The sequence below is a fragment of the Acidimicrobiales bacterium genome (assembly GCA_022452145.1).
Taxonomy (GTDB): Bacteria; Actinomycetota; Acidimicrobiia; order Acidimicrobiales; family MedAcidi-G1; genus UBA9410.
Map to the genome: position 1 here is coordinate 79448 of JAKURY010000007.1, position 15741 is coordinate 95188.

A 15741-nucleotide genomic window follows, 5' to 3' on the forward strand; every position below is an offset into this window, starting at 1 on the left:
TGCCGAAAGTAATCAAAGGTTATACGATCAGGTTGAGGTGGTAACCCCCGGACGACGGGAGCAGCGGTGCACACACTGGAGAGCCACGTGCAGGGCGCCTGGCATGCGCCCTCGGCCGAGGGGGTCGTCACACGCCACGCTGTCACCGGCCGGCCAGTCGCCGCCGTGTCCAGCGACGGGGTCGACTTCGGCGCCATCGCCGCCTACGCCCGCGACGTCGGCGGTCCTGCCCTGCGGTCCATGACGTTCCACGAGCGGGCGGCGCTGCTCAAGGCCCTCGGCCAGCACCTCATGGCCGAGAAGGAAGGTCTCTATGCCCTATCCACGGCCACCGGGGCGACCCGGAACGACTCGTGGATCGACATCGAGGGTGGAGCCGGCGTGCTGCTGGGCTACGCCTCGAGGGGCCGCCGTGAGCTACCCGACGGCCACGTCCTCCTGGATGGCGAACCCGAGATGCTGGCCCGTGACGGTTCGTTCATCGCCGCCCACATTGCAACAGCGCGCCACGGCGTGGCCATCCAGGTCAACGCCTTCAACTTCCCGTGCTGGGGCGCCCTCGAGAAGCTGGCCCCAGCCCTGCTGGCCGGCATGCCCACCATCATCAAGCCGGCGACCCCGACCGCCTTCCTGACCGAGGCCATGGTGCGTTGCATCGTGGAGTCCGGGATACTCCCCGACGGGGCCCTCCAGCTGGTGTGTGGCGGCGTCGGCGACCTGTTCGACCACCTCGGTGGCCAGGACCTGGTCGGGTTCACCGGCTCGGCCACCACCGCAGCGCACCTGCGGACGCAGCCGACGCTGGTAAAGCGCTCGGTCCGGTTCAACGCCGAGGCCGATTCGCTGAACGCAGCCATCCTCGGATCTGCTGCCACGCCGGGCACCGACGAGTTCGACCTGTTCGTGGCCGAGGTCGTCAGGGAGATGACTGTCAAGGCCGGCCAGAAGTGCACGGCCATCCGCCGGATCCTGGTCCCAACCCCGCAACTCGATACGGCGACCGAGGCCATCGCCTCCGCGTTGGCCGAGGTGCGGACCGGTGATCCGACCGACGAAGCCACCGACATGGGAGCCCTCGTGGGCATCGCCCAGCGCAACGAGGTGGCCGCCGCGGTCACCACGTTGCGAACTGCTGCCGAGGTCGTCGTCGACACCTGCACCTTCCACGAGGTCGACCCGTCGGTCGGCGCCTTCCTCGCCCCGACGCTGCTACGTGCCACCGATCCCGATGCACCGGCCATCCACGCCACGGAAGCGTTCGGACCGGTAGCCACCCTCGTCGGCTACGAAGGACCGGACGACGCGGTCCGGCTGGCCGCACTCGGCGAGGGCAGCCTCGTGGCATCGGTCTACAGCGGTGATGCCGACGAGGCCGCGGCCATCACCCTCGGCATCGCCGCCCACCATGGCCGGGTCCACGTTGTCGACGCCTCGGTGGCCACCAGCAGCACCGGCCACGGCTCGCCACTCCCCATGCTCGTGCACGGCGGCCCCGGACGTGCCGGCGGTGGTGAGGAGATGGGCGGACTGCGCGGCCTCAGGCACCACCTCCAGACCACCGCCGTGCAGGGCTCACCCGACGTGCTCACGGCCGTCACCGGCCAGTGGATGCCCGGTGCGACTCGCCACGTCGACAGGGGCCATCCGTTCCGACTGCACTTCGACGACCTGGAGGTGGGCACTGCGCTCCGCACGGGTTCGCGCACCGTCACCCTCGACGACATCGAGGGCTTCGCCGAGTCCACCGGAGACCACTTCTACGCTCACATGGACGAAGAGGCGGCGGCGGCCAGCCCGATCTTCGGCGGACGGGTCGCCCACGGCTACCTGGTGCTGTCGCTGGCCGCCGGCCTGTTCGTGTGGCCCGATCCCGGGCCCGTGCTGGCCAACTACGGCATCGACCGCTGCCGTTTCGCCAAGCCCACCTACCCCGGTGACACCCTGACCGTCTGGCTGACCGCCAAGCGCAAGACCCTGCGGGCCGGAGCCGGCTACGGCGAGGTGGCGTGGGACGCCCAGGTCCTCAACCAGGGCGACGAGGTGGTCGCCGCCTACGACGTGCTGACAATGGTGGCCAACAGACCCGGCCTGAACGGCGCACCGGAAGAGACGGCCTGATGGGCCGCAGCTGGGAGTCCATGGACGACTTCGAGGCCTTCCTGGACGACGGCGGGATCGTCGAGGTGGACGACGACATGCCCGACACCTACCGGCGGGCCGTGTTCGCCTTCATCGAGATGCACGCCAACTCTGAGATCATGGGTGGCCTCACCGAACGGGAGTGGATACCCAAGACCCCGGGCCTGCGCCACAAGATGTCGGTGCTGGCCAAGACGCAGGACGAGATAGGGCACGGCCACCTCCTCTACATGGTGGCCGCCGACATGGCCATCAAGACCCGGCGGGAGATGCTCGAGGACCTGTTCGCCGGAAGGTCGAAGTTCCACAACGTGTTCCACTACCGGGCCAAGACGTGGGGCGACCAGGTCGCCATCTCGTTCCTGGTCGACTCTGCGGCGCTTGCCAGCCAGCAGGCGGTTCTCAAGAACTGCTCCTACGGCCCGTACCGTCGGATCCTCCGGCGAATCGTCGCCGAGGAGGGGTTCCACATGCGGATGGGCGAGGAGCGGATGATGCTCATCGCCGAGGGGACCGAGGTCCAACGGGTGATGTTCCAGCAGTCGATCGACGACTGGTGGTGGCCGTCTCTCCAACTCTTCGGCCCCGACTCGAAGCCCGGCGACCAGTTGCTGCGCTGGCACATCAAGTCGGAGCGCAACGAGGTGCTGCGGGCACGCTGGGTGCAGAAGTACGCCCCCCTGCTGACGTCCTACGGGTTCACCATCCCGGACCCGGGCATGGTCCACGACGCCGACGCAGGTACCTGGACCTCCGGGCCCATCGACTGGGAGCCGCTGAAGAGGACCCTGGCCATGGGTGGACCCGACTCGGCCCGGCGAATAGCCGAGGCGGCCGCCAGCTGGGTCGACACCCGATGGGTACGCCAGGCCCTGGACGAGGCTCCAGTGGGAGCGGCGGCATGACTGACGCCCTCCGGGAGCGGGTCCGCTCGGCGGTTGCCGCCGTCGACGACCCCGAGTACCCCGGCATCTCCATCACCGACCTCGGCCTGGTGGAGGCCCTAGACGTCACCCCCGACGGCGACGTGGTGGTCGGCCTCATACCCACCTTCTCCGGATGCCCGGCGCTCTCGATGATCGCAGATGACGTCCGTTCCGCCGTCGCCGGCCTGGACGGGGTGACCACGGTGGACGTCCGGTGGCTGGGTGCCCCCGTCTGGACCATCGACCGGGTCACCGACGTGGCGCGGGCCACCATGGCCCGGGAGTTCACCGTGGCGGTCCGCATCGGTCGGGAGCCGGTGTCCTGCCCGCGCTGTGGATCGTCCACCATGGAGGACTCGATGTTCGGACCCAGCCGCTGCCGGGCGGTGCACGTCTGTCCGTCGTGCGCCGAGGTCGTCGAAGTGATGCGGGCCTAGGGGGCGGAGGATGCGGCGCTACGAGGTGTTCCTGAAGAAGGACGGCAAGGACGAATACCGGCACGCCGGGTCCCTGGATGCCCCCGACGACGGCCTGGCCCTGCTGCTTGCCCGGGAGAGCTACCTGCGCCGCGCAGAGGGCGACCGCCTCTGGCTCGTCGACCGCGACCACATCATCGTGGGTGACGGGGAGTTCGTGGCCCCCAACGCCGACAAGCCCCACCGTCACAACGACGGCGAGCGCATAGCCGCCCGCCGGAAGAGGCTCCGCGCCGAGGCCGGGCAGGACACCGGACCCGGGGAGGTCGGGTGAGCGGCCTGGGCGGAGGCACCCGGGAGTTCCTCCTGGCCTTCGCGGACGACGAGCACCTCATTGGTCAGCAGCACGCCGAATGGATAGGCATGGCGCCGTTCCTGGAGGAGGACCTGGCGTTCTGCTCCATCGCCCAGGACGAGCTGGGCCATGCGGCCTCCCTCTACGCCATCGTGGCCGGCGATGGCGACCCGGCCGGCGACGCCGTCGACGACCGGGCGATCGACGACCTGGCATTCCACCGCGAACCCAGGGACTGGCGATCGGCACAGTTCGTGGAGGTGGCCTCGACCGACTGGGCCCACGCGCTGGCCCGCCACTGGCTGTACGACGCCGCAGAGGAACTCCGCTGGGCCCTGGTAGCCGATTCCACGCTCACCCCGCTGGCCTACGCGGCGCAGCGTGCCTGCCGGGAGGAATCGTTCCACCTGCGCCATGCCGACGGCCTGCTCGACCTGCTGCTGCCGGTCTCGGACAGCGGCGACCGGATCCGGGCCGCAGTGGTGGACCTCCTCCCGCTGTCCCTCGGTTTGTTCGACCCCGTGGCCGGCGAGGCCGAGGCTGTGGCCGACGGCGTGGCCACGGCGCCGTTCGACACCCGCCTAGCCGCATGGACCGAACGGGTCCGGGGACGGTTCGGCATTGACCCGGCGACCGTCGCCAGGCCTGGCCACAGCGGGAGGACCGTACGGAGTCCCGACTTCGCCCCCCTCCTGGAGCGCATGCGCGAGGTCTTCGCCCTGGACCCGTCCGCCATCTGGTAGGTCGCTCGGGAACGAGCCTTCCGGGCGGGCGCGTTACGGTTCGCCACCATGGTGCTTGGCCCCGACGAGGTGATCGTCGCAGACGACTACCACACGGCCGGCGAGCCCTTCCGGATCGTCGACCTCGGCCCCATGGAGGGCGACTCCGTCCTGGACCGACGTTCCTGGGCCATGTACAACCTCGACGACCACCGGCGTTTCCTCTGCAACGAGCCGCGTGGCCATGCCGACATGTACGGCGGCATGGTCGTCCCGCCCGACGACCCCGACGGCGACGTGGGCGTCGTGTTCTTCCACAAGGACGGCTTCTCCACGGCCTGCGGCCACGGGACCATCGCCATGGCCACCTGGGCCATCGACACGGGACGCATCCCCGCTCCGGACAGCGGCGAGGTGCCGATCGTGGTCGACGTACCGTCGGGCCGACTCCACACCGTCGCCATGGTCGAGGCAGGTCGGGTGGCATCCGTCCGGTTCACCAACGTCGTGTCGTTCGTATCGGCCACAGGGCTCGTCGTAGACACCTCGTTCGGGTCGGTAACAACTGAGATGTCGTTCGGGGGCGCCTTCTACGCCTCGGTCGCCATCGACGACCTCGGGCTGACCGCCACCGCCGACCGGGTGGACGACCTGATCACCCTGGGTCGGGAGGTCAAAGCCACCCTCGACGACCATCCGACCACCGCACACCCGACCGACCACCGGTTGTCCGGACTCTACGGAACGATCATCCACGAGACCATCGGGGATGACCCCCTGCAGGAACGCAACGTGACGATCTTCGCCGACGGCCAGGTCGACCGGTCGCCGTGCGGATCCGGCACCTCGGCCCGACTGGCCCTTCTCCACCACCACGGTCGGATCGCGGTCCATGCCCCGTTCGAGAACCACGGCGTGGCCGGAGGCACGTTCACCGGTCGGATAGTCGATGTCACCGGCGCCGGCGTAGTCACCACGGTCGAGGGCTCGGCCCACCGACACGCCACCAGCACATTCCACCTGGACCCCCACGACCCGATCGGGTTGGGGTTCGGGTTCCGCTGATCGACGGAGCGATGGCTGGCATGCTCCCCCACTACGACGCCGAGGCCATCCGGGCCGTCGTCGACATGCCGACGTGCATCGAGGCGCTCCGGGTGGGATCCCGGGAACCGGGTGACCTCCATCCCCGCACCCAGGTGTCCCTCGGCCCGGCCGACGACTTCCTGATGATGCCGGCGGTGTCGGCGGCCGGTATCGGCGTGAAGGTCGTCAGCGTCGTCTCCGGCAACCGTGACCGGGGCCTGCCGCTGATCCACGGCTTCTATCTCTACTGCGACCGGGAGACCGGTGTTCCGACCGCCACCCTGGACGGATCGGCACTCACCACGCTGCGGACCCCGGCCGCCTCAGCGCTGGCCGCCGACCTGCTGGCACGACCCGATGCCACCACGCTGGGGATCTTCGGTACCGGCGTCCAGGCCCGGGGACACGTCGACGCCATGCTGGCGGTACGCCCTGACACCACCCGGATCCTCGTGACCGGACGCTCCGAGGGCTCCACCGAGGCGTTCGTCGCCGACCTGGACGCCGGAGGTCGGGAGGCCATCTCAGCTTCTCCACAGGAGACCGCGGGCTGCGACATCGTGTGCGGCTGCACGTCATCAGCCACGCCGGTCGTGCCCACGGGCGCCGTACGGCCGGGCGCCCACGTCGGGCTGGTCGGCTCGTACTCGATGGCCCGTCGGGAGGTCGACGCCCACCTAGTGAACAGGGCCTCGGTGTTCGTGGACGACCGCCACGCCGCAGCCGAGGAGGCCGGCGACCTCATGGTTCCGGCCGAAGCCGGCGAATGGTCGTTCGACTCCGTGGTCGGCGACCTGGCCGAGCTCTGCCGCGGAACGGTCGGTCGGACGTCGGACGACGAGGTAACCCTGTTCAAGTCGGTCGGGCTGGCCGCCTGGGACCTGATCGTGGCCTCCGCGGTGGTCCGGGCCGGCTGACGGCCCGGCGGAGCCGGACCTCGCTGGCCGGCTCCCGAGTGGATCTAGGATTCGTGGGTGCCCGGCGCCCCCTTCGACCCCGTCGACGTCACCGGACTCCCCGTCGACCAGAAGCGGAAGCTCCAGGGCGAGCGCCTGGCCGCCCTGGTGGCCCGCCTCACCACCAGCGGCAACCCCTTCTGGACGGAGCGCCTGGCCGACGTCGACCCGGCGGGCATCACCTCAGTGAACGACCTGGCGTCGCTGCCCTTAACCGTCAAGCAGGACCTGCGCGACCAGTACCCGCTGGGCATGGTGACCACCCCCATGGCGGGCACCACCCGTCTCCACGCCAGCTCGGGCACGAGCGGCAAGCCGACCATCGTCGTCTACACCCCGAACGACCTCTCCATCTGGGCCGAGGTCAACGCTCGGGCGCTGGCTCTGGCCGGCACCCGCCCCGACGACATCCTCCACAACGGCTACGGCTACGGCCTGTTCACCGGCGGCCTTGGCCTCCACTACGGCGGAGAGCGGCTGGGCTGCACCGTCGTTCCGGTCTCCGGCGGCAACACCACCCTCCAACTCCAACTGCTGGAGGACCTGGGTAGCCGGGTCATGTCGGCCACGCCGTCGTTCTCCCTCGTGCTGGCCGAAAGGGCCCACGCCCAGGGCATCCGCGACCGGCTGAAGGTCGAGATCGGCATCCTGGGAGCCGAACCGTGGTCCGAGGGGATGCGCACCCGAATCCAGGACGCCTGGGGGGGCGGGTTCACTGCGCTGGACATCTACGGCCTCTCAGAGGTGATAGGTCCCGGTGTGGCCATGGAGGCACCGGACGACCTGGGGGCCCTGAACGTGTTCGACGATCACTTCCTGCCCGAGATCGTCGACCCGGGGACCGGTGCGCCCGTGGCGGACGGCGAGTTCGGCGAGCTGGTGTTGACCACGCTCACCAAGGAGGCCATGCCTGTCCTGCGCTACCGAACCGGCGACATCACCCGGATCCTCCCCGACGGCGGGGTCGACGGCCGACACTGGACCCGCATGGCACGCCTGACCGGTCGGGCCGATGACATGCTCATTATCCGGGGCATCAACGTGTACCCCCGCGAGATCGAAGCTGTGCTCATGGACGACCCCGACGTGGGCGCCAACTACGCCATCGTCGTAGACCGGCGGGGCTCCATGGTCGAGCTGCGGATCCGGGCCGAGGCCACGGCCGACGCCGCGGACCGCCTGTCGGCCGCCGCTGACCGGATCGCCAGGGTCATGGCCGACCGGATCCGGATACGGGCCGACCTGGAGCTGGTCCCCGAGGGCTCCATGCCCCGTACCGAGGTCGGCAAGGTCAAGCGGGTCTACGAACAGGTCGACGACACGGATCCACTGGCCTGAGGGGACCCTCCCATCGCCAGAAGCCCCCGGACCGACCGGTCAACCATCAAACCGCGGGACGGCGAACCGACGGAATGGCAGATAGGCGAACCGTCGGTCTCCAAGGCAGAAAACAGTTTCCTGATGGTCCGTCAGATTCTCTCTACCACTAGCGTTGTTCGACGTGCTCGACCGCCCGTGCATCCCGGCCGACGACGACGCCGACTCGCCCGAACAGCTGTCCTTCAGGGCATCGGCACGCGCCTTCCTGGCAGCCCACGCCGAGCCGCGCGCCGAGGTCGACCCCTGGCAGGTGTCCGGCTTCCCCGACGATGACGAGGCGAGGGCCTACTTCGAGCACGGACGGGCCTGGCAGCGCACCCTGGCCGCCCATGGCTGGGCCGGCCTCACATGGCCCGTCGAGTACGGCGGGGGGGGCCACCCGGCGTGGGCCGAGCGCATCTTCGCCGAGGAGGCCACCACATACGGATCGGGTCCCGGTTTCGTAGGCGCCACCATCGCCATGCTGGGCCCCACCCTGCTGGCCCACGCCACCCACGACCTCAAGGCCCGACACCTACCCTCGTTGATCAGCGGCGAAGTGGCCTGGTGCCAGTTGTTCAGCGAGCCGGGCGCCGGATCCGATCTGGCCAGCCTGGCCGCCCGTGCCGTCCTGGACGGCGACGAATGGGTGGTGGACGGCCAGAAGGTCTGGAACTCGTGTGCCCAGTTCGCTCAATGGGGCTTCCTGCTGGCCCGCACCGACGCTGACGCCCCAAAGCACCGCGGCATCACGTTCCTGCTGGTCGACATGTCATCGCCAGGCATCGAGGTCCGACCACTGGTCCAGGCCAACGGCTCGTCCCACTTCAACGAGGTCTTCCTGTCCGGCGTCCGCATCCCGGCCGACCAGGTGGTGGGTGAGGTCCACGGCGGCTGGAGTCCCGCCCGTACGGTGCTCTCGAACGAGGCGGCCTTCATAGGCCGGGGTGGCGGTGCGCTGGCCTCGGATCGCCTACGCGACCTGGCGGCCATGCACGGTGGCCTCGACGACCCCCGGATCCGCCAGCGCTTGGCAGCGGTCATATGTCGGGAAAGGCTGCAGTCCCTCATGGGCCAGCGCATCCAGGCGGCCGTCCGCAACGGACGCGAACCACCGTTCGATCCCGCACTCACCAAGGTGATGGCGGCCGGCACCAAGGTGATGACCGGGAACCTGGCCGCAGAACTCGCCGGGCCTGCCGCCCTGGTCGGCGACGACTCCGTGGGCAACTGGGTCCGGGCCGAGGTGATCAACCGGTTCAGCATCTCGATCGGCGGCGGCACGACTGAGGTCCATAAGAACAACCTGGCCGAGCGGTCCCTGGGCCTGCCCCGGGAGCCGGGCAACGACCGGGACGGGGCATGGAAGGATGTCCCCCGCGCCTGAGCGGGGACAGGGGGTGACACCGTTCCATGGATGACGACAGCCGCATACCCGAAGAGCCGGCCGCCGGGCAGGTGACGCCCGCCAGTGCTGCCTCCCTGGCCGGCACGGTGCTGGCCGAGGAGGCCGCCCGTCATGCCGACCAGCAGTCCAGCGAGATCCTCTTCCCCGATGACCTGCTCCCAGGGGTCAAAAGCGAGGGCATAAGCCTGAAGAAGGGGCTCGCCATGGGGGGCGGCGCTGCCACGTTCGTGGTCCTGGCGATCCTCAACTCCCTGGACGAGTTGCAGCACGCCGCAATCGCCGTGCTAGCCCCCGACATCAGGGACACGTTCGGGGTCAGCGACGGCACCATCACCTTCATCGCCAGTTCGTCGGGTGCATTCGTGGTCCTGGGCGCCATACCCATGGGCTGGGCCGCCGACCGGATGCGTCGGATACCCATCATCGGCTGGGCCAGCATCGTGTTCGCCGCCATGGTGACCCTGTCCGGCATGGCGGTGAACGCCTTCTCCTTCTTCTGGGCTCGCTTCGGCGTGGGCATTGCCAAGGCCAACACCATCCCAGTGCACTCATCGACCATCGCCGACACCTACCCGATTGGGATCCGCGGCCGCATCGGCGCCCTCGACAAGGGCATGGGCCGCCTCATCGCTGTCATCAGCCCCATCCTGGTGGGTGGGATCGCGGCGATCGCCAACGGGCCGGGCGAGGTGGACGGCTGGCGGTGGGCCTACTACCTGCTCGGCATCCCGGTGGCCATGGCCGCCATAGCCGCCTTCTTCCTGAAGGAACCACAGCGGGGCCGGTGGGAGAAGGAGGACGTGCTGGGCGAGTCGTTCACCGAGGACGACCCGTTGCCGGTCTCGCTGGACGCCGCCTTCTCACGACTCATGCGGATCCGAACCGTGAAGTCGGTCGTCGTCGGGTTCAGCGCCCTGGGATTCGGCCTCTTCACCGCGCCGGTACTCGAGAACCTCTGGCTGGAGGACGAGTTCGGCCTGGAATCGTTCGAGCGGGGTGCCTGGGCCACCGCCGCCGGCATCTTCACGGTGCTGTCGCTGGTGTACGTGGGTCCGAAGTTCGACCGTCTCTGGCGGGAGAACCCGACCCGCACCCTGCACATGATCGGTGCGCTGATCGGCTTCTCAGCCGTGTTCAAGCCCATCCAGTGGGCAATGCCCACGGTGCCGCTGTTCATCGCCTTCTCGATCCCGACGCTTGTCATGCTCAGCACCGCATTCGCCATGGTCGGCCCTGTGATGCAGGCCATCGTCCCCTACCGACTGCGAGGCAGCGGTACCGCCCTGATCACCCTCTACATCTTCTTCATCGGTGGGACCGGGGGCGGTCTCATCTCGTTCATGTTCGCCGACGCATGGGGACCGCGCGTCACCACCCTGGTCCTGACCATCCCATCAGCGGTGATCGGCGGGTGGATCATGTACCGGAGCGCCCGACACGTCCGCAAAGACCTGTCTCTCAACGTCCAGGAGCTCTTCGACGAACAGGACGAGCAACGACGGACCGCCGGTGACGGCGAGGTCCCGGCCCTGCAGCTCAACAACATCGACTTCTCGTACGGGCCGGTCCAGGTGCTGTTCGACGTGGCGTTCGAGGTGAGGAAGGGCGAGACGCTGGCCCTGCTCGGCACCAACGGTGCCGGCAAGTCCACCATCTTGAGGGTGATCAGCGGGCTCGGGATCCCACAGCGGGGGGTGGTACGCCTCGGTGGCCGAACCGTCACCTACACCTCGCCACAACTGCGGTCCCGTCTCGGCATACAGCAGCTCCCGGGCGGCAAGGGCGTGTTCCCGGACATGACGGTCCACCAGAACCTGGTGATGGGGGCCTACATCCACCGCAGCGACGGCGATGACGTCGCGCGGCGCATCACCTCGGTGCTCGAATTGTTCCCCGACCTGGAACGCCGTCAGGACCAGCGGGCCGGCTCGATGTCCGGAGGCCAGCAGCAGATGCTGGCCCTGGCCCGTGTCCTGCTCCACGAACCCGAGGTCTTGCTGATCGACGAGCTCTCGCTGGGCTTGGCCCCGACGGTCGTCCACGACCTCCTGGAGCTGGTAGAGCGGCTCCAGGAACGGGGCCAGACGATCATCCTGGTCGAACAGTCGCTGAACGTGGCCCTGTCGATCGCTGACCGGGCGATCTTCCTCGAGAAGGGCCAGGTCAGGTTCGAGGGCTCGGCGCAGGAACTGCTCGAGCGCGACGACATGGCGCGGGCCGTGTTCCTGGGACGGGACGGCGGCTGACGTGGGCGGGGCCGTACTGGCCGTCTGGACCACCCGGCAACTGTGGTTCGACGGCATCGTGAACGGCATGGTCCTGGGCCTCCTCGCCCTCGGCGTCGTCCTCGTCTACCGGTCCACCCGGGTCATCAACCTGGCCGTCGGCAACATGGGTCTCCCGGCCACCGGCCTCATGGCCCTCCTGGTCTTCAACTACGGGTTCCCCTACTGGCTGGCGCTGCCCATCGTCCTCACCGTGGGAATCGGGGTAGGGGCCATCGTCGAACGGGCGGTTATCCGACGCCTATTCGACGCCCCCCGGGTCATCGTGCTGGTGGCCACCATCGGGATCGCCCAGCTCATGCAAGCCATCCTGGCGTCCTATCCCGACCTGGAGAGGAACCGCCACCAGCGCTTTCCGGCACCGCTGACGTTCATCTGGGAGGACGTCTTCGGCCTCAGGATCACCGGTCCGAAGCTCACCATCCTCGTGCTGGTCCCGCTGCTGGCCGCCAGCCTGGCCTGGTTCCTGAACCGCACCGTGTTCGGCCAGACGGTCCAGGCCTCGGCCTCCAACGCCGACTTGGCCCGCATTTCGGGCATCGACCCGAAGATGGTCCAGCTCTTCGTCTGGACGGTTGCCGGACTCCTGGCGACCATCTCGCTCCTGCTGATCTCGGCGAACCGGGGAAGCATCGGGGGCCTTTCGAACCTCGGCCCCAATACCATGGCCCGCGCCCTGGCTGCCGCGGTGATAGCCGGCATGGTCTCGTTCCCGAGGGCTCTGGCCGCCGGGGTGGCCATCGGGGTGGTTCAGGCCCACGTGCAGTTTGTGTTCTTTAACCAGGGCGGCCTCATCGACTTCCTGTTGTTCGTGGTGGTGGCCGTAGCCGTGGCCTTCCACAGTCGCAGCTTGGCCGAGGACGAGGGCTCCTTCTCGTTCTCGGCCCGACGTCGACCTGTCCCTGAGCGCCTCAGGGAGATCAGGTGGGTACGCGCGATGCCGGCCACGGCCCTCGGCCTCCTTCTGGCCATCGCACTGGTCCTGCCCTACGTGGTGACCAGGCCGTCCAGGCACCTGCTGTACGCCAGCATCCTGGCCTTCGCCGTCTGCGCCCTCTCCATGACCATCGTGACCGGCTGGGGGGGCCAGCTCTCCCTCAGCCAGATGGCATTCGCCGGCATCGGCGCCCTGTTCGCCGCCGGGTTCAACCGGGGACTCGAGTTCGGCGTGGGTCTGGGCGACAGGTGGGAGTTCTTCTCGGTCACCCTCCCCCGAGTGCCGTACCTGGTCTCCATGCTGCTGGCGGCCGTGGTGGCCGCCGTGGCCGCCGCGCTCATCGGACTCGGCGCGCTCCGGGTGAAGGGGCTGCTGCTGGCGATCACGACGTTCGCCTTCGCGATGGCCGCCCAGCAGTACCTGTACCGGCGTCCGGTGTTCAACGGTGGCTACAAGCAGAGCGTCCCGTTCCGTCGTGGCAGCCTGGGACCGCTGGACCTGACCAGCCAGCGGGCCTACTACTACCTGTGCCTCGGCATCCTGGTGGTCCTCCTGTTCGTGGTGGCCCGACTCCGCAACAGCGGCATAGGCCGCACGATCATCGGGGTCAGGGAGAATGAGAATACGGCTGCCGCCTACACCGTCAGCCCCACCCGGACGAAGCTCATCGCCTTCTCCCTCGCCGGGGGGATGGCGGGCCTGGGTGGCGCCCTCCTCGGTGGCCTCGTCCAGAACATCCCCTACACGGAACGCCTGTTCCAGATCACCGACTCGCTGCGGCTGGTTTCCATGGTGATCATCGGGGGGCTCGGAACGTTGATGGGGCCGGTCGTCGGCGCCCTCTGGGTGGTCGGCCTCCCCGCCTTCTGGCCCGACAACGAGCTGGTACCCCTGTTCACCTCGAGCATCGGCCTCCTCATCCTGCTGCTGTACTTCCCGGGCGGGCTCATCCAGATCACGTACTCGACCAGGGACGCCATCCTCCGGTGGGCCGAGTCCCGGCTCCCGGACGCCCCCGCCAAGAAGTCCACCACCCCACCCGCCGTCGTCATCAGTGGTGGACGCGCACGCCCCGTATTCGAGGGCCCCGCACTGGCCGTGAGGGACGCCTCCGTCACCTTCGGGGGGCTCCGTGCCGTCGACCGGGTGTCGATCGTCGCCCATCCCGGCGAGGTGGTCGGCCTGATCGGCACCAACGGCGCCGGCAAGTCGACGCTCATGAACGCAATCGGCGGCTTCGTCCCGTCCGAGGGCACCGTGGAGATCCTCGGCAGCGACGTCTCGTCACGCTCGGCATCCAACCGGGCCCGGACAGGACTGGGCCGCACGTTCCAGGCCGCCCGGCTGTTTCCGGAATTGACTGTTCGCGAGACCGTGCAGGTGGCTCTGGAGGCCCGGGGTCGTACCAGCCTGCTGTCGACCACCCTGTTCCTACCGTCGTCAACGCGTACGGAGCGGACCATGGCAACCGGTGCGTCGGAGATGATCGACTTCCTGGGCCTGGGTCGCTACGCGGACATCTTCGTAGCCGAGCTGTCCACAGGGACCCGACGGATCGTGGAACTTGCCGGCCTGCTGGCCCTCGACGCCCAGGTCCTGTGCCTCGACGAGCCGACGGCCGGGTTGGCCCAACGCGAGACCGAGGCCTTCGGGCCGCTCTTGAAGCAGATCCAGCAGGAGTTGCACGCCACGATGATCGTCATCGAGCACGACATGCCGATGATCATGGCCCTGTCGGACCGGGTGTACTGCCTGGAGGCCGGGCAGGTCATCGCAGAGGGCACACCCACCGAGGTCCGCAACGACCCCCGGGTGGTGGCCAGCTACCTGGGGACCGACGAACGGGCCATCTCCCGCAGCGACACCTAAGGGACCGGGCGGCTACTCCTCAGCGTCGCCGCCCCCAACGCCGCCATCCAGCAGATCGGTGCGAATCTGGGTGGTTGGCTCGACAGGACTGAGCCCTTTGTCGTCGACCTGGTGGACCCACACCGTGCGTTGCGGGAAGGGGATCTCGATGCCGTTGGCGTCGAAAGCCTTTTTCAGCCGGGCCCTGATGAGGCGCCCGGTGGCCCACTGTTCACCGGCCTCGGTCTTGACGACCAACCGGATGGTGATCGAGTCGGCTCCGAAGTTCTGCACCCCCGCAATCTGCGGTTCCTCGATGATGGTCGTCGAGTCCAGGTTCTCTCGCCACAATTCGTCGGCCACCTCCTTGATGACACTGGCCGCCAGGTCGATGTCCGTGTCGTAGGCCACGTCGACGTCAAGCACCGTCTTGCCGAAGTCTTGCGAGAAGTTGCAGACCCGGCGTATCTCACCATTGGGAACCGTCCACTGCGACCCGGCGATGTCCCGGAGAACGGTGGTCCGAAGGTTGACCGCCTCCACTGTCCCCGACGCATCACCGAGGTCGACCCAGTCGCCCTCGGCGTACTGGTCTTCAACCAGGATAAAGATCCCGGCAATGATGTCCGAGACCATCGATTGGGCACCGAAGCCGATGGCGAAGCCGACGATGCCCGCACCGGCGATGAGCGGACCCAGGTCGAATCCGATCTCCCCCAGGGCAAGTAGTAAGGCCAGGACGTAGATGGCGACGGTGGTCGTGGTACGGAATAGTCCACCGAGGGTCCGGGCCCGCTGGCGGGATCGTTCGGCACGTTCGTGGATCCCGGTCAGCTTCCGGGCCCGGCGCCCCAGCTGGGCCAGCCGGGTCGATGACTCGGCTTCAGCCTCGCCCTCCTCCCGGGTCCTCGATTCCACGAGGCGGCTGACCAGACGGTCGATGGCCCGCTTCACCAGGCGGTTCACGACCACGGCGCCGATCAGGATGACCGCCACCTTGAGCGGACGCTCGATCAACCAGTCGACCAGGCCGGCCAATGTCTCGTTGCCAGTGGCTTCCCAGATCCACTCGCAGATAAGTCCGGGATCAGGACCACAGGCATCCGCCAGCCCGGGATCCAGCACCTCGGTGGTCACCGCCTCAGCCATCGAAATCACCTCCGCGTCGGACGGTAGCCCAACCATCGGCCCTACCCCGCGCCACGTTCCCGACAGGTCGGAGGCCTCAGCCCATGAGCGAGGCGACGGCCCAGAGCGCGGCGACCGTGCCCAGCAGGATGTAGAGAAGGCTGCGCCAGAGAGGT

General features: G+C 68.6%; 12 protein-coding genes. 11 read left to right on the forward strand and 1 reads right to left on the reverse strand.

The window, feature by feature from the left end; genetic code table 11:
• Window positions 1-66: 66 nt before the first annotated feature.
• The 11 genes from paaZ (at window position 67) to MK177_04185 (ending at window position 14458) form a co-directional block, all read left to right on the forward strand.
• On the forward strand, window positions 67-2118 hold the full coding sequence (gene paaZ, locus MK177_04135; protein MCH2426503.1) for a phenylacetic acid degradation bifunctional protein PaaZ: 2052 nt from the start codon (window positions 67-69) through the stop codon (window positions 2116-2118).
• A complete protein-coding gene (gene paaA / locus MK177_04140) occupies window positions 2118-3044 on the forward strand; it encodes a 1,2-phenylacetyl-CoA epoxidase subunit A (protein ID MCH2426504.1) in 927 nt (308 codons plus the stop codon). Before paaZ ends, paaA begins: the two co-directional genes overlap by 1 nt.
• Window positions 3041-3502, forward strand: coding sequence for a phenylacetate-CoA oxygenase subunit PaaJ (paaJ, locus tag MK177_04145; protein ID MCH2426505.1), 462 nt, complete (start codon window positions 3041-3043; stop codon window positions 3500-3502). Before paaA ends, paaJ begins: the two co-directional genes overlap by 4 nt.
• Window positions 3503-3512: 10 nt before the next feature.
• Window positions 3513-3815 carry a 1,2-phenylacetyl-CoA epoxidase subunit B gene (gene paaB / locus MK177_04150; protein MCH2426506.1) on the forward strand — a complete coding sequence of 101 codons (303 nt, stop codon included), beginning with the start codon at window positions 3513-3515 and terminating at the stop codon, window positions 3813-3815.
• Window positions 3812-4579, forward strand: a complete 768-nt coding sequence (paaC, locus tag MK177_04155; protein ID MCH2426507.1) for a phenylacetate-CoA oxygenase subunit PaaC — start codon at window positions 3812-3814, stop codon at window positions 4577-4579. Before paaB ends, paaC begins: the two co-directional genes overlap by 4 nt.
• A 48-nt stretch (window positions 4580-4627) precedes the next feature.
• Window positions 4628-5623: a proline racemase family protein gene (locus MK177_04160; protein MCH2426508.1), complete on the forward strand. Its 996-nt coding sequence runs from the start codon at window positions 4628-4630 to the stop codon at window positions 5621-5623.
• A gap of 11 nt (window positions 5624-5634) precedes the next feature.
• Window positions 5635-6561, forward strand: a complete 927-nt coding sequence (locus MK177_04165; GenBank protein ID MCH2426509.1) for a hypothetical protein — start codon at window positions 5635-5637, stop codon at window positions 6559-6561.
• Window positions 6562-6618: 57 nt separating this feature from the next.
• Window positions 6619-7938, forward strand: a complete 1320-nt coding sequence (locus tag MK177_04170) for a phenylacetate--CoA ligase (protein MCH2426510.1) — start codon at window positions 6619-6621, stop codon at window positions 7936-7938.
• 163 nt (window positions 7939-8101) lie between these two features.
• Window positions 8102-9346: an acyl-CoA dehydrogenase family protein gene (locus MK177_04175; protein MCH2426511.1), complete on the forward strand. Its 1245-nt coding sequence runs from the start codon at window positions 8102-8104 to the stop codon at window positions 9344-9346.
• A 26-nt stretch (window positions 9347-9372) separates the two neighbouring features.
• Window positions 9373-11613: an MFS transporter gene (locus MK177_04180; protein MCH2426512.1), complete on the forward strand. Its 2241-nt coding sequence runs from the start codon at window positions 9373-9375 to the stop codon at window positions 11611-11613.
• 1 nt (window position 11614) lies between these two features.
• Window positions 11615-14458 (forward strand): ATP-binding cassette domain-containing protein, encoded by a 2844-nt coding sequence (locus MK177_04185; protein MCH2426513.1) that lies wholly within the window; start codon window positions 11615-11617, stop codon window positions 14456-14458.
• Window positions 14459-14470: 12 nt separating this feature from the next.
• On the opposite strand, the gene MK177_04190 is transcribed toward MK177_04185, so the two are convergent.
• The gene (locus MK177_04190; GenBank protein ID MCH2426514.1) at window positions 14471-15586 is read right to left on the reverse strand and encodes a mechanosensitive ion channel family protein; all 1116 of its coding nucleotides are present in this window, start codon (window positions 15584-15586) and stop codon (window positions 14471-14473) included.
• Window positions 15587-15741 lie beyond the last annotated feature (155 nt).